This is a genomic window from Halomonas sp. AOP5-B2-8 (genome assembly GCF_052376475.1).
Classification (GTDB): Bacteria; Pseudomonadota; Gammaproteobacteria; order Pseudomonadales; family Halomonadaceae; genus Vreelandella; species Vreelandella casei.
On record NZ_JBQSVS010000001.1, the window covers coordinates 826,460 to 847,094 of the forward strand.

Here is a 20,635-nt window from a genome sequence, read left to right on the forward strand (position 1 = left end):
AATTAACGAACCGATGAAGAGACGTGATCACCGACTTCCAGCACGCGCGATGCCTGCATCACCAGCCCATAGCTGACGTGATCAAAGGGCTTAAACACCATAACGCTGCCCGCCTCGGTACTGGGCAACTGAATCATCTCCTCGCTGCGCGGATCGCTAACCCGCTCACCCTGCTGCTCAATCTGCAGCACGTGGCCTGGCTGCAGCCCATCAAGGCGGCCCAGATCCAGCGTAACGATTTGCAGGTGCCCAATAAAGCGCACGCCATCAGGCACGGCAATGATGTGCCCTTCAACTGACGTTAACGGCGCGCGCGGGATCAGCTCAGCGCCCAGCGCAGGCTCTGGTAGCGGTAAAACAAGATCGTTAACCCGCACTTCCTGATGGGAGCTAAGCACTTCAAGCTGCACAATGTCGCCGTCATCGCTCACATGCCGAGCAGTGCCGACGTTAATAAGCTCGATGCCTAAGGGCGCGCCATCCAGCGTTTGATATGGCGCTGACTGGCGGTAAATTCCCACTTGAGCGTGGCGTGGGACGTCGCCTCTCACATAGAGCTTATCGCCCGCGCCACTCATCAAGCGGCGATCCTCACCGGCGACAACGTAGGCCAGCTCGTTGATATCTTCAGCGCTATTGACCACGCGATGCTGTCGTAAAAAGGCTTGCGCTACGTCTATCGAAACAGGCACCTGAGGTGAAAGCGTCACTACCCGCTGGCCGTTCTCAGCGGCACAAGCAACGCCTACTAGCAACGCGGCGCTCAACCACAGCGCGCAAAAAGCGCGACGAGAAAGGTGTTGTTTTATCGCCATCCTGCTCTCCCCGGTGCGATGATGATGTAGATGATGAAACGCTGTAAGCAGTGGGCGCGCATGCCCAGAAACGTTGACAGCATGGTATAGTGGCCCATCATAAAGTACTTAGGCTGGACGACGCTGCTCACAGCCTAGTTTGACTTAATTTAGACTCAGCATAACGGTGATTGTAACGCCATGGCCAAACTTCCTATTCTTGAATTCCCCGATGAGCGCCTGCGCACCAAGGCCGCTGAGGTGGAAACCGTCGACGATGAGGTACGTACGCTTGTCGACGATATGCTGGAGACCATGTATGACGCTCGTGGTATCGGTCTAGCCGCCACTCAGATCGATGTCCACCGCCGTGTCGTTGTCATGGATGTCAGCGACGATAACTCCCAGCCGCTGGTGCTCATCAACCCGCGCTACACCCCGATAGGCGACGTGAAAGAGCCGCTGTCGGAAGGCTGCCTGTCGATCCCGGAATATTACGCCGAAGTGCCGCGCTATCTTAAAGTGCAGCTCAACGCGCTGGATCGCAACGGCGATGCCTACGAGTTAGAGGCAGAAGGCCTGCTGGCACACTGCATTCAGCACGAGTATGACCATCTTGAAGGCGTGCTGTTTGTTGACTACCTGTCGCCACTTAAGCGTGATCGCATCCTCAAAAAAATGCAGAAACGCCATAAGCAAATGCAGGACGCCTAACGTTTTCTACTGATACTTTACATAAGCTAGGTAACCCCCTCTTTATGTCACGATTGCGCGTTGTTTTTGCCGGCACGCCTGAATTCGCCGCTTCAAGTCTTGCAACGCTGCTGGAAAGCCAGCATGACGTGGTGGCGGTTTATACGCAGCCCGACCGCCCTGCCGGGCGTGGTCGCAAACTCACGCCCAGCCCGGTGAAACAGCTGGCGTTGGAACACGACCTGCCGGTGTATCAGCCTCAGAGCCTAAAAGAGCCCGAGCCTCAAACCGAACTGGCCGCGCTTAATGCAGACATCATGGTGGTGGTCGCCTATGGGCTGCTGCTTCCTCAAGCGGTGCTGGATATACCACGATTAGGCTGCATCAATGTGCACGCTTCGCTGCTCCCCCGCTGGCGCGGCGCGGCGCCCATTCAGCGGGCCATTGAAGCGGGTGATAGCGCCTCCGGCGTGACCATCATGCAGATGGATGCTGGCCTGGATACTGGCGCGATGTTGTCAGAAGTGCGCACGCCTATCACGCCGCACACCACGGGTGGTGATTTACACGACCGCCTCGCGACTCAAGGCGCGAACGCCCTGATTCATGTGCTGGATGCCCTGACCACCGATAGCGTTCATGCCACGCCACAGCCTGCAGATGGCGTCACCTATGCCGCCAAACTGAGCAAGGCCGAAGCGGAACTTGATTTTACTCAGCCGGCTCAGTTCTTAGCCCGCAAAATCCGCGCGTTCAACCCCTGGCCAGTGGCCTGGTGCGCACTGGGAGATGAGCGCCTTCGGCTGCTGATGGCGAGCGTGGAAGAAGGCGACCATGCCGCCCGTGCACCAGGCACCCTGCTAGACCACGGCGATGATCACCTGCGGATTGCCTGCGGTGTCGAAGGCCGCGAGGTGCTATGCGTGAGCAGCGCGCAGCTGCCCGGCGGTAAAGCCATGGCCGTACGCGACCTATTGAATGCGCGCCACGCGCGTCTTGCCACCGGCACTCGTTTTGGTAAACCAGCAGCACAGTCCAGCGAAGGAAACTCACGATGAACCAAAAGCGCTCCCCACAAAGCGGCGGCAGTGGCCAAGAAGTACGCGCCGCTGCAGCGCGCGCGCTGGCCCCGGTGCTCAGCGACCAAGGCTCACTGGCTGGCTTAGATGATCACAGCGTAGTGGCTCGCGATCGCGGGCTGCTAAAAGAACTTTGCTTTGGCACCTGCCGCCGCTTACCGCGTTTGGAAGCCTTAGCCAGCGTGCTGCTTAAGCAGCCGTTTAAGAAGCGCGACAGCGATGTACAAGCGCTGCTTCTGGTCGGAATTTATCAACTGCTGTACATGCGCATTCCGGCCCATGCGGCCGTCGGTGAGACAGCGGGTGCTGCACGCCTACTCAACAAAGAGTGGGCCACCCGCGTTTTAAATGGCTGCTTACGCCGCCTGCAGCGCGAGTCCGAAGCGCTCCAGGCGCAGGTAGACCAGGATGAGAACGTCGCGCTAGAACATCCGCCTTGGCTGCTCAACGCGCTGCGTCAGGCATGGCCTGAGCAGTGGCGCGACATCATTGAGGCCAACAACCACGCAGGCCCGATGACATTAAGGGTAAATCAGCATCACAATGACCGTGAAGCCTATTTAGCCCTACTGACCGAACAAGGCCTGACTGGGCAGCTATGCCTGCATGCCCCCGATGCTATCACTCTGGAAACGCCCTGCGATGTCACGGTGCTGCCCGGTTTTGAGGACGGCCACGTTAGCGTTCAAGATGAAGCGGCCCAACTGTCGGCGGCGTTACTGGGGCCCGCACTTGCGCCACGTCCCGGCGCTCGCGTGTTGGATGCTTGCTGTGCACCCGGCGGTAAAACAGCCCATTTGCTTGAGCAGTTTGATATTCAACTGACCGCCATTGATAGCGATAACCAGCGCCTAGCGCGCGTGGAAGATACGCTAAGCCGTTTAGGCGTTGAAGCCGTGCTGCAACATGCCGATGCCACCGAGGGCGAGTGGTGGAGCGGCACACCGTTTGATGCCATTTTGCTCGATGCACCTTGCTCGGGCACTGGCGTTATCCGACGCCATCCAGATATCAAAAAACTGCGCCGTAAGGACGATATCCGCCCGCTGGCCAAGCTTCAGCGTCAGCTGCTAGACAATCTTTGGCCCATGCTGCGCGAAGGCGGCACGCTGCTGTACGCCACCTGTTCTGTGCTGCCGGAAGAAAACGCTGAACAGATTGAGGCATTTCTTGCTCGCACCCCAGATGCCCACGTTACGACGCCTAACGACGTCGCCTGGGGCATTGTCAGCGGCGCAGGTCGTCAATTGTTTCCTGCCGTGAGCAGTCACGATGGCTTTTTTTATGCCAGACTAGAAAAGCGCACTGCCTAGCCGTGGCTACGTTGTTATCGCCCTAGCCTGGGCAGTGAATTTATGACAAGGAAGGAGATATCATGAGTCATCATACCTACAAGCATGTAGAGCTAACCGGGTCTTCCGAGAAAGGCATCGAGGAAGCAGTACAAAACGCTCTGGCCAAAGCATCGCAGACGATTGAACATATGCGCTGGTTAGAAGTGATTGATACCCGTGGCCACATTGAAGACGGCCAGGTAGCGCACTGGCAGGTCACGGTTAAGGTCGGCTTCACGCTAGAGTAATACTCACCTGCTTTTCAGCGGCGGCTAGTTTACACTGGCCGCCGTCTTTATTGCAGCGCATGATAGACGCCCTGGCCCAAAGCACTCGTTCATAAACGCCAGGGTTTTGAAGGAAGGAGTCAAAAGGCCGCCTCTCGGTCTTTCGACATCGCGCTGGTGCTTTTAACGGAACCGATGCTCAGCAATGAAAATCATCATTCTTGGCGCCGGCCAGGTCGGCGGCACCTTAGCAGAACACCTCGCTCGCGAAGAAAACGACATCACTGTCGTCGACACTGATGCCAAAAAACTGCGCGAGTTACATACCAAACTCGACATCCGCACCATCACGGGGCCGGGTTCTTATCCTATAGTGCTGCGCCAGGCGGGCTGTGAAGACGCCGATATGTTGATCGCCGTGACGAACAGCGACGAGATCAACATGATCGCTTGCCAGGTAGCGCACACGCTGTTTCGTACGCCCACCAAAATTGCCCGAGTGCGGGCCACAGCGTACTTAACCCGCAAAGGGCTTTTTGCCCACGAAGCCATTCCCATTGATGTACTGATCAGCCCAGAGCAAGTGGTCACCGACCACGTACGCCGTTTGATTGAGCATCCAGGGGCGCTGCAGGTACTGGAGTTTGCCGGTGGGTTGGTTCAGCTGGTGGCGGTTAAGGCCTTTTACGGCGGCCCGTTGGTGGGTCAGGATCTCGCCTTTCTGCGCCACCACATGCCCAATGTAGACACCCGCGTAGCCGCTATTTACCGACGTAACCGGCCGATCATTCCGCGCGGCGATACCGTGATTGAAGCCGACGACGAAGTGTTTTTCCTGGCCGCCCGTCGCGACATTCGTGCGGTAATGAGCGAGCTGCGCCGTGTCGAGCGCGATTTTCGCCGCGTCGTCATCGCCGGTGGCGGCAATATCGGCGAGCGGCTGGCAGAGCACTTAGAGCACAGCCACCAGGTCAAGATCATCGAGCACAACCTGGAACGCTGCACCACGCTCTCGGAACGACTGGACCGTACCGTCGTACTGCATGGCAGCGCCACCAGCAAGAGACTGCTGGAAGAAGAGAACATTGAAGAGTGCGATATCTTCTGCGCGCTGACCAACGATGACGAGGTCAATATCATGTCATCGCTGCTCGCCAAGCGCCTAGGGGCGAAAAAAGTGCTCACGCTGATTAACAACGCGGCGTACGTAGATTTGGTCCAAGGCGGCGAAATCGATATTGCAATCTCCCCTCAGCAGGCCACCATCGGCAGCCTGCTCACCCACGTACGGCGCGGCGACATCGTTAACGTGCACTCGCTACGTCGCGGAGCGGCCGAGGCGATTGAAGCCATCGCCCATGGCGACAAGCAGTCTTCCAAAGTAGTCGGACGTGCCATTCGTGACATCGACCTACCCGACGGCACCACCATCGGCGCAATTGTACGTGGCAAAGAGGTCATTATTGCCCACGGCGATGTCATGGTAGAGAGCGGCGACCACGTGATTCTGTTCGTGATCGATAAACGGCGTATCCGCGATGTAGAGCGCCTGTTCCAAGTTGGTTTAACATTCTTTTGATACCCCCAGCATCACTGCCACCCAGAACGAATAACAGGAGCATGCGACAACCATGAGTCTGCGGGTTATTTTGCGCATTTTGGGGCTGCTGCTGATGCTCTTCAGCCTTACCATGCTGCCTCCCACGCTGATGTCACTGTGGTTTCGTGACGGCGTGTGGAGTGCCTTTATCATCGGCATTGCGATTTCAGTCGCAACCGGGCTATTGCTGTATTTACCCAACCGGCGCTCTCAAAAAGAGCTGCGGATCCGTGATGGTTTTATTATCGCCGTGATGTTTTGGACGGTGCTGGCGCTGTTTGGCTCGCTGCCACTGATGCTATTTGGAGAAGGCTCGTTAAGCATTACCGACGCGGTGTTTGAGTCGTTCTCCGGCTTAACCACCACCGGGGCAACGGTAATTACCGGCATCGACTTTTTCCCCGAATCGATTCTTTATTATCGTCAGCAGCTACAGTGGCTAGGCGGCATGGGGATTGTGGTATTGGCAGTGGCTATTTTGCCCACCCTTGGCATTGGCGGCATGGCGCTTTATCGTACCGAGATCCCGGGGCCGCTCAAAGACTCCAAGCTCACCCCCCGCATCACCGAAACGGCGAAAGCCCTGTGGTACATCTACGCCACGCTGACGATCGCCTGCATGATTGCGTATATGCTGGCGGGCATGAGCTGGTTTGATGCGTTGAGCCACAGCTTTTCCACCGTTGCCAACGGTGGTTTTTCAACTCATGACGCCAGTATCGGCTATTTTGATAGCGCAACGATTGAAATGATCTGTGTCGTCTTTATGCTGATTTCAGCCTTTAGCTTTAGCCTGCATTTTATCGCTTGGCGTGAAAAAAGCCTGCTGCACTACTTTCATGACCCGGAAGCACGCTTTTTAATGCTCTTCCTGCTCGCCCTGGCGGTGATCACGGTGCTGTCGCTCTGGCTGACCAATACCTACGAAACGGAGCGCGGTTTACGGCACGGGATTTTCCAGGTGGTGTCTGTCGCCACGACCGCCGGTTATAGCGTCGCCGACTTCTCGATGTGGCCAGGCGCGCTGCCGTTTTTACTCTTTGTCGCAGCCTTTGTGGGCGGCTGTTCCGGCTCAACGGCGGGCGGCATGAAAGTCATTCGGATTATTTTGATCCTTAAGCAGGGCATGCGTGAAATCATGCGACTGATTCATCCCAACGCGGTGATTGCGGTGAAAGTCGGCAAAGTCAGCGTTCCCGACAGCATTGCCCAAGCCGTGTGGGGTTTCTTTTCTGTTTACGTCTTGCTGTTCTTTTTAATGCTGGTAGGAGTAATGGCGACCGGCGTAGATCAAGTGACGGCTTGGTCGACGGTTGGGTCAGCGCTCAACAATCTTGGCCCCGCACTGGGTGAAGCCAGCACTAACTATGGCGACTTGCCTAGCCTCGCGAAATGGATCTTGGTGATGGCCATGCTGCTAGGACGCCTGGAAATTTTTACGGTACTGGTGCTTTTTACTCCCGCCTTCTGGCGACGTTAAAGATCACACATCAGGCCTACTTATTTGATCGACTTGAGAGCCGTTAATGAATCACGAAGACACGTTCCCTGAAGAAGCGTCTGGTAACGATATGCCGGACACGCCGACCTCACTCCCAACCACCAGCGGGCCGCTAAAAACGATCGCCATCGGCGATACCCGCTATACGCTGCTGGGCACTGCCCACGTATCAGCAGAAAGCGCGGACGACGTGCGCAAGCTGCTGGACAGCGGCGCATTCGATGCTGTGGCTATTGAGCTCTGTGATGCTCGCCATCACAGCATGTCCAACCCAGATGCCATGGGCGAGCAGGATCTGTTCCAAGTATTTAAAGAAGGCAAAGCGGGCATGGTGGCCGCAAGCCTTGCACTGGGCGCTTTTCAGCAGCGCATTGCCGATCAGTCCGGCATTCAGCCTGGGGCAGAAATGCGCGCGGCGGTGGAAGAAGCTAGCCGGCTGCAGCTACCGCTTCTGCTGGTGGACCGCGATGTGGGCCTGACGCTAAAACGCATTTATCGCAACGTGCCGTGGTGGCAGCGCTTCTCGCTATTTTCAGGCCTTATCGGCAGCGTGCTATCACGTCAGGATGTTTCAAAAGAGGATATCGAAAAGCTCAAAGAAGGCGATATGCTTGAGGCAACGTTCAATGAATTTGCCGCCGAATCTGAAGCGCTTTATGCGCCGCTTATTCGCGAGCGTGACCGCTATATGGCGCTACGCTTGGCAGAAGATGCCCCCCCGGGGCGCTACCAGCACGTGCTGGTGGTCATCGGCGCAGGCCACCTGAAAGGTACCGTTGAGCATCTTGAAGCACCGCTGCCCGCTGACCCTAAGGTTGAGCGCGAATCACTTGAAGCGACTCCGGCGCCAACGAAACTCTGGAAAATTCTGCCGTGGCTGATTACGGCGCTAGTGTTAACGGGCTTTGCCATCGGCTTCTCGCGCAACACCGGCCTTGGCTGGCAGCTGGTTCTTGAGTGGTTCTTGATTAACGGGATTCTTGCGGGCGGTGCGACCATCATCGCTTTAGCACACCCGGTGACCGTGATCGCCACCTTCTTCGCCGCCCCGCTGACATCGCTGAATCCGACGATTGGCGCAGGCTTCGTAGCTGCAGGTGTTGAGCTTTACATGCGTAAACCCAAAGTGCGCGACTTCTCAACGTTGCGCCACGATGTCACGCAGCTAAAAGGCTGGTGGAAGAACCGTGTATCGCGCACCTTGCTGGTCTTTATTCTCGCCACTCTCGGCTCGGCAATCGGCACCTGGGTGGCAGGCTTTAGAATTGCCGGTGCATTATTTGGCAGTGCGTAAAAGCGCTCTTCGTAGCGCTCACTCCCCGGTGAGCGCTACGTCTCGCTGTGCGGAAAGGCGCTGCATGGCGGCGGTCGGCGGGTCTATTTTGTGATGCAGTCGGCTCGCCGCATAGCTATCGTTAAACACATCAAAATAATCATCTAACCTATCCGCAGCGGCGATATCACCGCCCTGGCGCAGCAGCTCGATGGCCACTTCTGCCGTACACAGATGCGCTTTAGACGCGGGCTTTCTTAATCGATAGCGGGTTTCACGCTCGGTATGTAGCGGCAGAATCGGCAATTTATCCAAATAGACGCTTCTGCGAAACATGCGCCGCGCCTGACGCCAAGTGCCGTCTAAAATAATAAACACCGGAATGCGCGCCTGGCTTTTAGCTTCTTCAACCGCATCCAGCCCCACTACTCTATCGGCGTAATCTGCCTGATCGTCTGGAAAAATCAAAAAAGGCGCATAGCGCGGATCTTCCAGCAGTGCCAGCAAACGTGCATCCGGCGCCACCCTATACCAGGTAAACACCTGCGTCGTCGTCAGCACATCGCGTATCAAACGCCCGGTGTTGGTCGGCTTAAAATGTTCGAGTGGGTGGGTCAATAGCCATACCTGCGCGTGGCTCTCAGCCTTCACCTGGTACGGGCACAAACAGTTCATGACGGGAAGCTGGCAAGCCTCACAGCGCGTCACAAAACTGCCGCGCGCTTTGAATTCACGCCGAGGTGGACGCGGATATTCGGCAACGGAGCCGTCGCCATGTCCAGAAAAACCAGGCCCCGAAGAATCAGTATCAACGGGGCGATCAAAAGCAGACATCCGCGCTCTCAAGTGTGGAAAAGGGCGCAGAGTATAAAGGAGCGCGCGCTATCTTGACGAATATTTCCATCGCCACCGTAAACCTAAAAACTTTCCAACGTTGACACATAAAGCGCAACGCCGCTAAAGTCTCGTCAACTATTAAAACCCAAAAGGTTTACATCATGCCATTAGCCCGCGAAAAACGCCTTAGTCAGCGTCACGACTGGACGCTGGATGAAATCAACGCGCTTTTCGCGCTACCGTTTAACGACCTACTGTTTCAAGCCCAGCAGGTTCATCGTGCCCACTTTGATGCTAACGCGGTGCAGATTTCGACGCTGCTATCGATTAAAACCGGCGCCTGCCCGGAAGACTGCAAATACTGCCCCCAGTCCGGTCACTACAATACCCAGCTTGAAAAAGAGAAACTGCTGGAAATCGAGAAAGTCGTCGAACAAGCCAAAGCGGCTAAAGAAGCCGGTGCGAGCCGTTTTTGCATGGGAGCAGCGTGGCGAAGCCCGCGCGATAAGGATCTATTGTTAGTCGAAGAGATGGTGCGTCAGGTAAAGGCGGTCGGTCTGGAAACCTGCATGACGCTGGGAATGGTGGACGGCGAGCAAGCTAGCCGGCTTGCCACGGCGGGCCTTGATTACTACAACCACAATCTGGATACCTCGCCGGATTACTACGCTGAAATCATCACCACACGTACCTACAGCGACCGCCTGGAAACGCTGTCTAACGTCCGCGACGCGGGTATGAAGGTTTGCTCCGGCGGTATTCTTGGCATGGGCGAAGAGGCCAACGACCGCAGCGCCCTGCTGCAACAGCTGGCCAAGCTGTCGCCGCACCCGGAGTCCGTACCGATCAACATGCTGGTCAAAGTGCCCGGCACGCCGCTGGAAAGCGTCGAAGATTTAGATCCCATTGTGTTTATCCGCGCCATTGCGGTCGCCCGCATTATGATGCCGCAAAGCCACGTGCGGCTATCCGCCGGCCGTGAGCAGATGAACGAGTCGACCCAGGCGCTGGCATTTTTGGCCGGGGCCAACTCGATCTTCTACGGCGACAAGCTGCTGACGACCAGCAATCCTCAAGCGAATCGCGATCGTGCATTGTTTACTAAGCTTGGCCTTCACCCTGAAACACGCGACACCTGTGAAAGCGACGCTACCCACGCCGCCCGTCTCGCTCAGCAAGCGCAGCAGCAGGTGCACGCCGAACGCGTGGCAGAGTTAGCGGTGGATGTCAGTGCTTGATGCCTGGCAACAACGGCTAGACGATGCACGCACGGATCGTCTGCGGCAGCACCGTTGGCGAACGCGCCAAGCACTGGCGCGTGACACGCTCGACTTTGCAGGTAACGACTACTTGGGTCTTGCCCACGATCCACGTGTCAGCGAGGCCCAGGCCGAAGGCGCACGGCGTTTCGGGGCAGGGGCCGGCGCCTCCCATTTGGTCAGCGGTCACTTGGATGTTCACGATGCGCTGGAAGAAGCCTTGGCAAGCTGGACGGGGCGGCAGCGGGCGCTGCTTTTTTCCACTGGCTATATGGCGAATATTGGCGTGCTGCAAGCACTGGCGGATAGCCACACGGCTATCTTTCAAGACCGCCTCAACCACGCGTCATTACTGGATGGAGCCACCTTAAGCGGCGCGCGCTCCAGGCGCTATCATCATCGCAATATGAACGACCTGGAAAATCTGCTGAAGCGCAGCGATAGCGTGCATAAGCTCGTCATCAGCGATGGAGTCTTCAGCATGGACGGCCATATCGCCGATATTGGGGCGCTAGTAACAGTAAGCCAACGCCATAACGCCTGGCTGATGATCGACGATGCCCACGGCGTAGGAATACTCGGCGACGCAGGCGGCGGCTGCGTGGGCAGCGCCTGGCGTAGTGACGATGTGCCGATTTTGGTCGGCACGCTAGGCAAAGCATTGGGCACTGCAGGAGCATTTGTGGCCGGGGATGCCGCGTTAATCGATCATCTGACTCAGTTTTCACGCAGCTACATCTACACCACCGCTCAGCCCCCGGCCATTGCCAACGCAACCCTCAAAGCGCTGGAGATCGTTCAGAAGGAACCAGAACACCGAGCCCATCTGAACGCTAACATCGCTTACTTTCGCCATGAGGCGTTGCACTTGGGACTATCGCTCAGCGATTCGTCCACCCCTATTCAGCCACTAATATTAGCAGACGAGTCGCGCACGCTGCGTTGGGCCGCTCAGTTACGAGAACAAGGTATACATGTAGGTGCGATTCGACCACCCACGGTGCCTAAGGGCGAAGCCCGGCTACGTATTACTCTTAGCGCACGCCATCAGCACGAGGATATTGATCGACTGCTGGCGGCACTTCACGACTGCCAGCAGCAGGAATCGCTATGAAACGCCTGCGCTTAATACTGCTTTCAGGCTGGGGAGTTGATAGCCGTATATGGCGACCGCTACAAGCTTACTGGCCAGACTCTTTTGAGATTAAGGCTATTGAGTGGCCTGGCTATGGCGATACCCCTGAGATAAAAAATCATGCAACGCTGACACCGTTAGCCGACGCTATGGCATCGGCATTATCCAGCAATGCGGTATGGGTCGGCTGGTCATTAGGCGGGCTACTGGCAACGGCGCTACTTGAACACCTTCCCCCTCCACGTGGTCTAGTTCTGCTCGGTGCGGGCGATACTTTCTGTGCCCGTGGCGAAGACAGTACTAGCGGCGGTGTCGCTACTAGCGAGCTAAATGCGTTCAAACGTGCCTTTCAGCGCGAACCTATCGCGACGTGGCAACACTTTTTGCGCTGGCAGGTACAAGGAGAACCCAACCCTCGGCAGGCATATCGGCAACTACGTGGCTTGCTGGGCGATACGCCACCCGCCGACAACACCACCCTTGCTACCGGCCTGCAGTGGCTGGCGTCGATTGATAATCGCTCACGCTTAGCGGCATCCCCCTGCCCGGCTGTGCGTCTCACCGGCGAATATGATCCCTTCATTAGCCGCGCTCAGCACCGTAAAAGCGAAACGCTAAGCGGTGTCGGACATTGCCCGATGCTCTCCCAGCCGCAGGCTCTCGCGGCGTCGATTATCCGCCATGCGACCCAGATGGCTCATGCCAACATGGCGGTTTTATGATGGATCTAACGCTGAACAGCGAAGCTAACTGGCAGGCGCGAGTCGCCCATGCCTTCTCCCGCGCCGCTCCTCGCTACGATGCGCTAGCCACTGCGCAGCGCCAAATAGGCGAGATACTTTGGGGTTCGTTACCTACCCATGCTTTTAACGTGTTGGACATGGGGTGCGGCACCGGCTACTGGACCCAGCGATTGGCAACCCGTTACTCCCGCGCGCATATCACTGGATTAGATTTAGCGCCCGGCATGCTGGAACAGGCCCGCCAGCGCCACGGTGAAAGCATTGACTGGCAACCAGGCGACGCTGCCGCCCAGCCATTTGATGAGCGTTCATTTGATCTGGTGTTTTCCAATCTAGCGGTGCAGTGGTGTCCCGATATTGGCGCCGTCATGAATGAACTCTACCGCGTGTTACAGCCTGGTGGGCAAGCGCATATCACGACACTACTGCCAGGAACGTTGAAAGAAGTTGCCCAAGCCTGGCAGAGACCCGAAGCACTGTTAAAAACGCCTAACCAAGCAAGTGTCGTGCAGGCCATCGGTAAAAGCCGCTTAACCATTACTCAGCAGAGCGCATCGATTGAGCGTTTCTACTATCCCGATCTAAATGCCGTTATGGCGTCCATTAAAGGGGTGGGAGCACAGCTTGCTCGATCGCACACCCACCTTACGCGAGCTGACATCGCCACTGCACAAACGCGCTTTGAACAGTTGCGAGAGCGGGAGGGTCTGCCGGTGAGCTATTGCTGTTTAACACTGCAGTTGGAAAAATCGCTATGAACGCCTGGTTCGTGACGGGTACCGATACCGATGCGGGTAAAACACTGGTGACCAGCGCGTTGCTATATGCCGCCCACCAACAGCAGTTGAGCACGTTGGGCCTTAAGCCTGTAGCCTCCGGCAGTGAGCAGACAAGCGACGGCCTGCGTAACGACGATGCCTTGGCATTACAGCGACAGAGCGTGCCATCTGTCGACTACGCCACGGTGAACACCATTGCTTTTGCGCCCGCTATAGCGCCTCATCTCGCTGCGATAGAAACAGGCCAACCGCTGAAAGCCAGCGCCATCACTCATTTACTGCGCAAAACGTTTATCCAAACACCGAGAAACTTCACCTTAGTTGAAGGTGCTGGCGGTTGGCGGGTCCCGTTAAACGATCAGGAAGATTTCGCCGACCTGGCGATCGCTCTCAAGCTGCCGGTGATTCTGGTCGTCGGCCTAAAGCTAGGCTGCTTGAATCATGCCCGCTTAACAGCAGAAGCCATTCGTGCCAATGGCCTGCAGCTCGCAGGCTGGGCAGGCAGCGTGGTCGACCCCGCCTTTGCCGCTGACTCAACTCGCTTTGAGGCCAATATTGCCCATTTAAAAATGAAGCTGGCGGCCCCCTGTTTAGGCATTATCCCTCATCTTGATGCCCCTGACGCCGCTACTGCCGCCCCCTATCTCTCCCTGGAGCCGTTATGACAACGCCGGTTTGGCATCCTTATTCACATCTAAAAACACAAGCACCCGCACCCAAGGTGGTTGGCGGTGAAGGCGCTCACTTTGTGCTTGAAAGCGGTGAACGCCTGCTGGATGCCACCTGTTCCTGGTGGTGCATGATCCACGGCTACGGCCACCCGCGCTTGGTGGGGGCTATTCGTGAGCAGGCCGGCGAGCTGTGCCATGTCATGCTTGGCGGCTTAACCCATGAGCCCGCCGACCAGTTAGCGCGTGAGCTGGTGCGTATTACGCCCGCCGGGCTGAATCATGTTTTCTATTCGGACAGCGGCTCGGTGGGCATGGAAGTGGCAATGAAAATGGCCTTCCAATATCAGGTGCTCATCGGTAATCCCGGCAAGGTAAAGATGCTTTCGCTGATGAAGGCGTACCACGGTGACACCACCGGCTGCATGGCGGTGTGCGACCCAGAAGAAGGCATGCACAGCCTGTTTTCAGGCCTGCTGCCACAGCATCATTTTGCCCCGGCACCTACGGCTCCTTTTGATGCCACCGCAGAGCAGGTTGAACACGATCTTCATGCTCTGCGAGGTGTGCTTGAGCAATATCATCACGAGATCGCAGCGCTATTGATGGAACCGTTACTACAGGCTGCTGGCGGGCTCAACATGACGTCACCGGGCTATGTTGCTGGCGCCAGGGCACTGTGCGATGAGTTTGGCGTGCTACTGATTTTCGATGAGGTAGCCACTGGCTTTGGCCGCACCGGCAAGCTGTTTGCCGCTGACCATGCGAACGTCACGCCGGACATTATGGTGCTCTCCAAAGGCTTAACCGGCGGCTATCTGGGTCACGCCGCCACTCTGGCGACGGATCGCGTCCACGACGCCTTTATCGGTGACAGCCCTCAGCATGCTTTTATGCACGGCCCCACGTTTATGGGCAACCCGCTCGCCTGTCGCGTGGCGCTGGAGAGTCTGCGTGTATTTGAGGAAGAGAATTACCTGGGCAAAATCGCGAGACTCAGCCAGCAGCTGCAACATGAACTACTGGAAGACCAAGCGCTAAACGCACATCCAGCCGTTGCCGACGTTCGAGTACTCGGCGCCACCGCCGTGATCGAGGCGCACTCTGCAGAGACGCTAAAAGGCGTAGGAGACTTTGCCCGCGCAAGCGGCGTTTGGCTGCGCCCTATTGGTCGCTGGCTGTATACCATGCCCGCCTACATCACCTCTGAAGCGGAAATCACCCAGATTACCGACGTCATGAAAGCGTGGTTTTTAAGGGTTTAATAAAGCCAAAGGCTGTACCGATTCACTTGCGTCTCAAATTTTCAAGACAGTCGTAAATTACCTTGCTGCTTCCAGCGATTGACCAGCGCGGGAACACCCTCGCCCGCGGTGGCATTGATCGCCAAGACGCCCGGCGGGCTGAGTATATCGGCCTCTGGGTCGACCAGCGCGCAGGGCGTCTCGTAATCAATGTACGAGAGCAGCGAAGCGGCTGGCATCACCGCCAGCGAGGTACCCACCACCAATAGAAAATCAGCCTTACTGACAAGCTCACAGGCCTCGGCAAATAGCGGCACCGACTCGCCAAACCAAACCACATCAGGGCGTAGCTGGCTGCCCTTGTCGCAAACCTGGCCCAGTTCGATGCCACCTTGAGGCAGCGGATAACGCATGCGGTCATCAATCGATGAGCGCGCCTTTAAAATCTCACCATGTAAGTGCAGCACATGACGCGAACCTGCCCGCTCGTGAAGATCGTCGATATTCTGGGTAATGATGCTGACGTCAAACCCACCATGCTCAAGGGCCGCCAGGGCTTTATGCGCCGCATTGGGCTTAGCTCTGCGGATCTGCTCGCGGCGCTGATTATAAAAATCCAACACCTGCTGTGGGTTACGCTGCCACGCCCGTGGTGTGGCGACGTCTTCAATCGGATAGTCCTCCCAAAGGCCGTCGCTGGCACGAAACGTTTTGATGCCACTCTCGGCGCTGATTCCCGATCCGGTAAACACCACTAAATGCGGCCTTGCTGTCATGATTCCCTCATTACTTATATTCCAGTGCATGCCCATAGAGTCGCTAGCTAGCCTGAGTAGAACAGGTCATCAGCGTTAGTCGATGGACTCAATACGTTGGACCTGTAGGCAGAATGGCCCAGCGGTGCGATCAGCAATCAAGAAACCCAGCATGTGAATATCACTAGGCGTTATCGCAGGCGCATCGCGGAGTAGCGTGCCACGCCGCACTGCTTCAAAGTCGCCCCACGTGAAGCTCAGCGTCTTCCAGGTGTCGATGGAGGGCGTAAATTTCACCCGATACGCCGAGGCATCGCCGAGCGCGGTGCTTTTCAGGCGTAATTGATAGGTGCGGCCATCGCCTAGAACGGTAACAGCGATGCCCTCGGCTCCCGCTAGCGTGGATTCAAAATCACTAGGCTCACGGCGCACAGAGGCAAAGCCGCCGCCGTTTTCGAGCGACACCTCACCCTGAAAACGACCTTCACCGTCGGTGACGCTAAACCTGCTTTGGGAAACACCGCCCATGACACCATCATCCACTGCATACCAGCGCTGCTGCTCGTCAGGATTATTAAAGGTCAGCGTCATAAGGCCACCTCGCCATGGCTCATAGATAGAAAAAAAATAGATAGAAAAAAATAGATAGGCAAAATAACTAAGAAAAAGCCCCCGACATCATACCGTCAGGGGCTTACCACAGTAGCCTAATCGCTGGCTCGCTTACAGCTTAGCGGCAGTTGATATGGGTTCGCTCTTATCCAGATCCTCAGGTGAGGCGGACACTAGCGCAAACTCTTCTTCGGCGGTTTTCGCCACCAGATGATGTTTGCTGTAGAGAAAGAAGTAGGCTGCCCCCGCGATAAACAGCACGATGGTGTAGTTAAACGCGCGTGGATCAAACGCGTATACGCCGGTTAAGGCTATTAAGGCCAGCACCAGCGCGATCGATGAGGTCACAATGCCCCCCGGCGTTTTATAGGGTCGTGGCAAATCAGGCTGTTTTAAACGCAGTAAAATATGGCTTAGCGCCATCAGCGCATAGGAAATAGTGGCCCCTACCACGGCCATTGCTAGCATCAGGTCGCCTTCCCCGCTTAGCGATGCCAGAAAGCCAAACACACCGGGTACAATCAGCGCCAGATAAGGCACTTTACGCCCGCTGGTCAGCGATAGGCGCTTAGGCAAATAGCCCCCGCGTGAAAGCGCAAACACCAACCGGCTATAGCCATAAATAATCGAAAAGAACGAGGCAATTAGCCCAGCCAAGCCCAGCACGTTAACCGTGGTCGCCAGCATCGGGTTGCCGGTCGCATTAAGCGCATCAACCAGCGGCACGCCGCTTTGGCCGATCATCTCAGCCCCGGCAGCACCGGCTAACAGCACAACCACCAGCAGCGCGGTGAACAGCAAAAACAGCATCGCAGCGATAATACCTTTAGGCATATCGCGTGCGGGGTCTTTAGCTTCTTCAGCGGCCAGCGGTACGCCTTCGACCGCCAGAAACAGCCACATCCCAAACGGTAGCGCCGCCCAAACGCCGTACCAACCAAACGGCATAAACGTGCTCGCGCCCGCTGCATCGGTGGGGGCTATATCAAATAGATTGGCCGCGTCAAAACTGCCAATCAGCGCCACAGCGGTCGCTAAGATGGCAAATACCGCCAGGCCGCTAATGACCATCATGACTTTAAGCGCTTCACCCACGCCAGCCAGATGAATGCCGATAAACACCGCGTAGAAAATCAGGTAAACCAATGGCCCATTGATGCCTAGCAATGACTCAACCGCTGCGCCAATAAAAATCACAATCGCGGCGGGCGCTAAGGCGTACTCGATCAATACCGCAAGCCCGGTTAAGTACCCGCCTGCCGGCCCCATCGCTTGGCGAGCAAAGCTGTAGCCACCGCCCGCGGCAGGTATCGCCGCCGACATCTCCGCCAGCGATAGCACCAAAGCTAGGTACATTAGCGCCATTAAGCAGGCGGCAATCGCAAAGCCGCCCCATCCCGCTTCGGCGATACCAAAGTTCCAACCGGCAAAATCTCCGGAAATCACGTAGGAAACGCCCAGTCCTGCTAGCAGCATCCACCCAGCAGTACCTTTACGCAGCTGGCGCTTTGCCAGATACGCCTGATCAATCGAGGGTTGTGTCATCGTTGCGGCCTTTTCATGTGGAACGAAAGAGTTGTCAGCGGCGTGCCGTTCCTCGTTTCAAGTACTGATTACGACGTTCCATATTGTTGTTAGAAGATGTTGATTTGATCGATCTAGAAGGCTCTTTTCAGAGTGCAACTTGCATGGATTAACCGCTTTAATCGGCAACCAAAAAGTTACGCGTGGAGCCGCTTGCAGAGGCATCGCCTTCGAGCACATCGTCTTCGCTGCGGTCTTTCAACGTAACGCCTGACAACTTGCGCTGGCGGGCCTCCTTTAACAGTAAAAAAAAGCGCCTGGCGGCTTCTTCGACCTGCAAGCCTGCCGGGCGCACGTTAGAAATACAGTTGCGGCTATCGTCCTTAAGCCCTGGCTGCGGCGCCCAGGTCATATACAGCCCCAGGCTATCTGGCGAGCTCAACCCGGGCCGTTCACCGATCATAACCAGCACGGCATCGGCATTCAGCAGTGCGCCTATCTCGTCGCCAATCGCGACCCGCCCCTGCTCAACAATCGTGAGCGGCGCTAGCTGCCAATCGACTCTATCGTTTTTGAACAGTTGATAAAGTGCGCTGAGAAACGCTGCACTGTTCTGCTGCACAGCCAGTGCCGACAACCCATCGGCAATCACCACCGACAGGTCAAAGCGCTGCTGAGATGTGGCGGCTTGCTGCAATTGCTCGCGGGTTTCGTCGTTAAGCCGTCTGCCGTAATCGGGCCGCTGAAGATACGTCGCACGGTCTTGAGCATGGCTATGCAGGCGCAGGGGTAGTTGAGACAACTCAAGAGCCTGAGCAAGCTCATCGGCCAGTTTTTCGACGTCTAGCGGGCAGTGGACCGCATCTTGCGCCTGAGCATGGGCCAGCTGGAATGCCAGCAGCTTGCTGGTCGGCAGGCTGATGCCCGCTCTCCCTAAGCCAATGCGTGCATCGGTAAAGGCACTGAGGCGCTCCCAGGGGTTCTCCACCACGATAGGCGATGATCCGTTATATGCCATGGCGAGGCTCCTTAGGTAGATGACGCAGACTATTCGCAAAGGCAGCGGGCAGCTGGTCATTAAGCCGATAGGTACTCACATCCTGGAAAATCTGCATTTCTTCAAGCCATCGCTCAAATTCTGGCGCCGCTTTCAGCCCCAGCACTCGGCGCGCATAAAGCGCATCGTGAAAAGAGGTGGTTTGATAGTTGAGCATGATGTCGTCAGAACCGGGGATGCCCATGATGAAGTTGCAGCCCGCCACGCCAAGTAGCGTCAGCAGATTATCCATATCATTTTGATCGGCTTCAGCGTGGTTGGTGTAGCAAACATCGCACCCCATGGGCACGCCCAACAGCTTGCCGCAGAAGTGGTCTTCAAGCCCGGCGCGGGTGATCTCCTTACCGTCAAACAAATACTCGGGGCCGATAAAGCCCACCACGGTATTCACCAGCAGAGGGTTGAACTTACGCGCCACGGCATAGGCACGCGCCTCGCAGGTTTGCTGGTCGAGCCCGTGATGAGCATCGGCGGAAAGCGAGCTGCCTTGGCCGGTTTCAAAGTACATCACGTTGCGCCCCACCGTGCCGCGATTAAGCGACTGCGCCGCAGCTTCGGCTTCCGCCAGCGTGCTCAAGTCAAAGCCGAAGCTGCGGTTAGTCGCCTCCGTTCCACCGATGGATTGAAAGACCAAATCCACAGGGGCGCCCTGCTCTATCGCTTCCAGCGTGTTGGTCACATGCGTGAGCACGCACGATTGGGTGGGAATTTGATATTTCTGGATCACATCGTCCATCAAGCGCATCAGCTTAACGCTTTGGGCGACGTTATCAGTGGCGGGGTTGATGCCAATCACTGCATCGCCGCTACCGTAGAGCAGGCCGTCGAGAATACTGGCGGCAATGCCGGTTACGTCGTCGGTAGGATGATTAGGCTGTAAGCGCGTGGAGAGCCGCCCAGGTAGGCCAATAGTATTGCGAAAGGCGGTAATGACCCGGCACTTTTTAGCCACCAAGATGAGATCCTGGTTGCGCATTAGCTTACTCACCGCGGCGGCCATTTCAGGCGTAACGCCTGCGCGTATGGCGGTAAGCGCCTCGCTAGACGCATGATCCGAAAGCAGCCAGTTACGAAAGTCACCCACCGTGAGATGTCGAATGGGGGCAAAAGCGTCGGCGTCATGATCATCCATAATCAGCCGGGTGATCTCATCGTCTTCGTAAGGAATTAACGCGTCATTTAAAAAGGTGGTGAGCGGAAGCTCAGCCAGCATCATTTGGGCGACCACGCGCTCTTCAGCGCTTTCTGCCATCACTCCGGCCAAGCGGTCACCCGAACGAGGCGGCGTGGCTTTTGCCATTAGCTCAGCTAGGCTTGCGAAGCGGTAGCTGCGACTGCCCACCGTGGTGTGATAAGTCTGGGCCATAGTGCTTTCCTTTTTCTTTTTCTTTCGCTCTTACTTTTTCTCAATGCGGCCTTGCAGCGGCCACTTTAATCATACTGACAGATCATTGAGATTTGAAAAGTGGCGCGTTTCAACTATAGCTCCATAAACTATAGCTCCATAAACTATAGCTCCAT

20 protein-coding genes are annotated in these 20,635 nt (G+C 56.5%); 13 read left to right on the forward strand and 7 right to left on the reverse strand.

Annotation, left to right across the window (positions count from 1 at the left end; all coding sequences use genetic code 11):
* Positions 1 to 2: 2 nt before the first annotated feature.
* Positions 3 to 815 carry a peptidoglycan-binding protein gene (locus ACT3RP_RS03715; RefSeq protein ID WP_192535974.1) on the reverse strand — a complete coding sequence of 271 codons (813 nt, stop codon included), beginning with the start codon at positions 813 to 815 and terminating at the stop codon, positions 3 to 5.
* 180 nt (positions 816 to 995) lie between these two features.
* Here ACT3RP_RS03715 and def point away from each other — a divergent pair, with 180 nt between their 5' ends.
* The 7 genes from def to ACT3RP_RS03750 all read left to right on the forward strand — a co-directional run bounded on the left by def (position 996) and on the right by ACT3RP_RS03750 (position 8,522).
* On the forward strand, positions 996 to 1,508 hold the full coding sequence (gene def / locus ACT3RP_RS03720; protein WP_096282078.1) for a peptide deformylase: 513 nt from the start codon (positions 996 to 998) through the stop codon (positions 1,506 to 1,508).
* 44 nt (positions 1,509 to 1,552) lie between these two features.
* On the forward strand, positions 1,553 to 2,545 hold the full coding sequence (fmt, locus tag ACT3RP_RS03725) for a methionyl-tRNA formyltransferase (RefSeq protein WP_192535973.1): 993 nt from the start codon (positions 1,553 to 1,555) through the stop codon (positions 2,543 to 2,545).
* Positions 2,542 to 3,879, forward strand: coding sequence for a 16S rRNA (cytosine(967)-C(5))-methyltransferase RsmB (gene rsmB / locus ACT3RP_RS03730; protein WP_192535972.1), 1,338 nt, complete (start codon positions 2,542 to 2,544; stop codon positions 3,877 to 3,879). The genes fmt and rsmB overlap by 4 nt, the downstream gene beginning before the upstream one ends.
* Positions 3,880 to 3,941: 62 nt before the next feature.
* Positions 3,942 to 4,148 carry a dodecin gene (locus ACT3RP_RS03735; protein WP_096282081.1) on the forward strand — a complete coding sequence of 69 codons (207 nt, stop codon included), beginning with the start codon at positions 3,942 to 3,944 and terminating at the stop codon, positions 4,146 to 4,148.
* Positions 4,149 to 4,332: 184 nt separating this feature from the next.
* Positions 4,333 to 5,706, forward strand: coding sequence for a Trk system potassium transporter TrkA (gene trkA, locus ACT3RP_RS03740; RefSeq protein WP_096282082.1), 1,374 nt, complete (start codon positions 4,333 to 4,335; stop codon positions 5,704 to 5,706).
* Between the two features lie 52 nt (positions 5,707 to 5,758).
* A complete protein-coding gene (locus tag ACT3RP_RS03745) occupies positions 5,759 to 7,207 on the forward strand; it encodes a TrkH family potassium uptake protein (protein WP_192535971.1) in 1,449 nt (482 codons plus the stop codon).
* A 46-nt stretch (positions 7,208 to 7,253) separates the two neighbouring features.
* Positions 7,254 to 8,522: a TraB/GumN family protein gene (locus tag ACT3RP_RS03750; RefSeq protein ID WP_444672122.1), complete on the forward strand. Its 1,269-nt coding sequence runs from the start codon at positions 7,254 to 7,256 to the stop codon at positions 8,520 to 8,522.
* A gap of 18 nt (positions 8,523 to 8,540) precedes the next feature.
* Here ACT3RP_RS03750 and ACT3RP_RS03755 read toward each other — a convergent pair whose 3' ends face one another.
* A complete protein-coding gene (locus ACT3RP_RS03755) occupies positions 8,541 to 9,335 on the reverse strand; it encodes a tRNA-uridine aminocarboxypropyltransferase (protein ID WP_483393268.1) in 795 nt (264 codons plus the stop codon).
* 164 nt (positions 9,336 to 9,499) lie between these two features.
* On the opposite strand from ACT3RP_RS03755, the gene bioB reads away from it, so the two are divergent.
* The 6 genes from bioB to bioA are packed head-to-tail and all read left to right on the forward strand — an operon-like array spanning position 9,500 to position 15,187.
* Complete coding sequence (gene bioB / locus ACT3RP_RS03760; protein WP_483393269.1) at positions 9,500 to 10,576, forward strand: biotin synthase BioB; 1,077 nt, start codon at positions 9,500 to 9,502, stop codon at positions 10,574 to 10,576.
* Positions 10,563 to 11,711: an 8-amino-7-oxononanoate synthase gene (gene bioF / locus ACT3RP_RS03765; RefSeq protein WP_441686116.1), complete on the forward strand. Its 1,149-nt coding sequence runs from the start codon at positions 10,563 to 10,565 to the stop codon at positions 11,709 to 11,711. The genes bioB and bioF overlap by 14 nt, the downstream gene beginning before the upstream one ends.
* Positions 11,708 to 12,454: an alpha/beta fold hydrolase gene (locus ACT3RP_RS03770; RefSeq protein ID WP_483393270.1), complete on the forward strand. Its 747-nt coding sequence runs from the start codon at positions 11,708 to 11,710 to the stop codon at positions 12,452 to 12,454. Before bioF ends, ACT3RP_RS03770 begins: the two co-directional genes overlap by 4 nt.
* Positions 12,451 to 13,233, forward strand: a complete 783-nt coding sequence (locus ACT3RP_RS03775; RefSeq protein WP_483393271.1) for a methyltransferase domain-containing protein — start codon at positions 12,451 to 12,453, stop codon at positions 13,231 to 13,233. Before ACT3RP_RS03770 ends, ACT3RP_RS03775 begins: the two co-directional genes overlap by 4 nt.
* The gene (gene bioD, locus ACT3RP_RS03780; RefSeq protein ID WP_483393272.1) at positions 13,230 to 13,919 is read left to right on the forward strand and encodes a dethiobiotin synthase; all 690 of its coding nucleotides are present in this window, start codon (positions 13,230 to 13,232) and stop codon (positions 13,917 to 13,919) included. The genes ACT3RP_RS03775 and bioD overlap by 4 nt, the downstream gene beginning before the upstream one ends.
* On the forward strand, positions 13,916 to 15,187 hold the full coding sequence (bioA, locus tag ACT3RP_RS03785) for an adenosylmethionine--8-amino-7-oxononanoate transaminase (protein WP_483393273.1): 1,272 nt from the start codon (positions 13,916 to 13,918) through the stop codon (positions 15,185 to 15,187). Before bioD ends, bioA begins: the two co-directional genes overlap by 4 nt.
* A 41-nt stretch (positions 15,188 to 15,228) precedes the next feature.
* Here bioA and ACT3RP_RS03790 read toward each other — a convergent pair whose 3' ends face one another.
* The 5 genes from ACT3RP_RS03790 to ACT3RP_RS03810 all read right to left on the reverse strand — a co-directional run bounded on the left by ACT3RP_RS03790 (position 15,229) and on the right by ACT3RP_RS03810 (position 20,480).
* Positions 15,229 to 15,942: an SIR2 family NAD-dependent protein deacylase gene (locus ACT3RP_RS03790; protein WP_483393274.1), complete on the reverse strand. Its 714-nt coding sequence runs from the start codon at positions 15,940 to 15,942 to the stop codon at positions 15,229 to 15,231.
* 75 nt (positions 15,943 to 16,017) lie between these two features.
* Positions 16,018 to 16,512 carry a CIA30 family protein gene (locus tag ACT3RP_RS03795; RefSeq protein ID WP_096282093.1) on the reverse strand — a complete coding sequence of 165 codons (495 nt, stop codon included), beginning with the start codon at positions 16,510 to 16,512 and terminating at the stop codon, positions 16,018 to 16,020.
* 132 nt (positions 16,513 to 16,644) lie between these two features.
* Positions 16,645 to 18,078, reverse strand: a complete 1,434-nt coding sequence (gene eat, locus ACT3RP_RS03800) for an ethanolamine permease (RefSeq protein ID WP_483393275.1) — start codon at positions 18,076 to 18,078, stop codon at positions 16,645 to 16,647.
* Between the two features lie 157 nt (positions 18,079 to 18,235).
* A complete protein-coding gene (gene eutC, locus ACT3RP_RS03805; RefSeq protein ID WP_096282095.1) occupies positions 18,236 to 19,075 on the reverse strand; it encodes an ethanolamine ammonia-lyase subunit EutC in 840 nt (279 codons plus the stop codon).
* Entirely contained in the window at positions 19,065 to 20,480 is a 1,416-nt protein-coding gene (locus ACT3RP_RS03810; RefSeq protein ID WP_483393276.1) for an ethanolamine ammonia-lyase subunit EutB, read from the reverse strand. The genes eutC and ACT3RP_RS03810 overlap by 11 nt, the downstream gene beginning before the upstream one ends.
* Positions 20,481 to 20,635 lie beyond the last annotated feature (155 nt).

Bases quoted from the DNA above. Each gene is read 5' to 3' on its own strand.
- ACT3RP_RS03715 (WP_192535974.1), bottom strand. From the start codon at position 815: ATGGCGATAAAACAACACCTTTCTCGTCGCGCTTTTTGCGCGCTGTGG.
- def (WP_096282078.1), top strand. From the start codon at position 996: ATGGCCAAACTTCCTATTCTTGAATTCCCCGATGAGCGCCTGCGCACC.
- fmt (WP_192535973.1), top strand. From the start codon at position 1,553: ATGTCACGATTGCGCGTTGTTTTTGCCGGCACGCCTGAATTCGCCGCT.
- rsmB (WP_192535972.1), top strand. From the start codon at position 2,542: ATGAACCAAAAGCGCTCCCCACAAAGCGGCGGCAGTGGCCAAGAAGTA.
- ACT3RP_RS03735 (WP_096282081.1), top strand. From the start codon at position 3,942: ATGAGTCATCATACCTACAAGCATGTAGAGCTAACCGGGTCTTCCGAG.
- trkA (WP_096282082.1), top strand. From the start codon at position 4,333: ATGAAAATCATCATTCTTGGCGCCGGCCAGGTCGGCGGCACCTTAGCA.
- ACT3RP_RS03745 (WP_192535971.1), top strand. From the start codon at position 5,759: ATGAGTCTGCGGGTTATTTTGCGCATTTTGGGGCTGCTGCTGATGCTC.
- ACT3RP_RS03750 (WP_444672122.1), top strand. From the start codon at position 7,254: ATGAATCACGAAGACACGTTCCCTGAAGAAGCGTCTGGTAACGATATG.
- ACT3RP_RS03755 (WP_483393268.1), bottom strand. From the start codon at position 9,335: ATGTCTGCTTTTGATCGCCCCGTTGATACTGATTCTTCGGGGCCTGGT.
- bioB (WP_483393269.1), top strand. From the start codon at position 9,500: ATGCCATTAGCCCGCGAAAAACGCCTTAGTCAGCGTCACGACTGGACG.
- bioF (WP_441686116.1), top strand. From the start codon at position 10,563: ATGTCAGTGCTTGATGCCTGGCAACAACGGCTAGACGATGCACGCACG.
- ACT3RP_RS03770 (WP_483393270.1), top strand. From the start codon at position 11,708: ATGAAACGCCTGCGCTTAATACTGCTTTCAGGCTGGGGAGTTGATAGC.
- ACT3RP_RS03775 (WP_483393271.1), top strand. From the start codon at position 12,451: ATGATGGATCTAACGCTGAACAGCGAAGCTAACTGGCAGGCGCGAGTC.
- bioD (WP_483393272.1), top strand. From the start codon at position 13,230: ATGAACGCCTGGTTCGTGACGGGTACCGATACCGATGCGGGTAAAACA.
- bioA (WP_483393273.1), top strand. From the start codon at position 13,916: ATGACAACGCCGGTTTGGCATCCTTATTCACATCTAAAAACACAAGCA.
- ACT3RP_RS03790 (WP_483393274.1), bottom strand. From the start codon at position 15,942: ATGACAGCAAGGCCGCATTTAGTGGTGTTTACCGGATCGGGAATCAGC.
- ACT3RP_RS03795 (WP_096282093.1), bottom strand. From the start codon at position 16,512: ATGACGCTGACCTTTAATAATCCTGACGAGCAGCAGCGCTGGTATGCA.
- eat (WP_483393275.1), bottom strand. From the start codon at position 18,078: ATGACACAACCCTCGATTGATCAGGCGTATCTGGCAAAGCGCCAGCTG.
- eutC (WP_096282095.1), bottom strand. From the start codon at position 19,075: ATGGCATATAACGGATCATCGCCTATCGTGGTGGAGAACCCCTGGGAG.
- ACT3RP_RS03810 (WP_483393276.1), bottom strand. From the start codon at position 20,480: ATGGCCCAGACTTATCACACCACGGTGGGCAGTCGCAGCTACCGCTTC.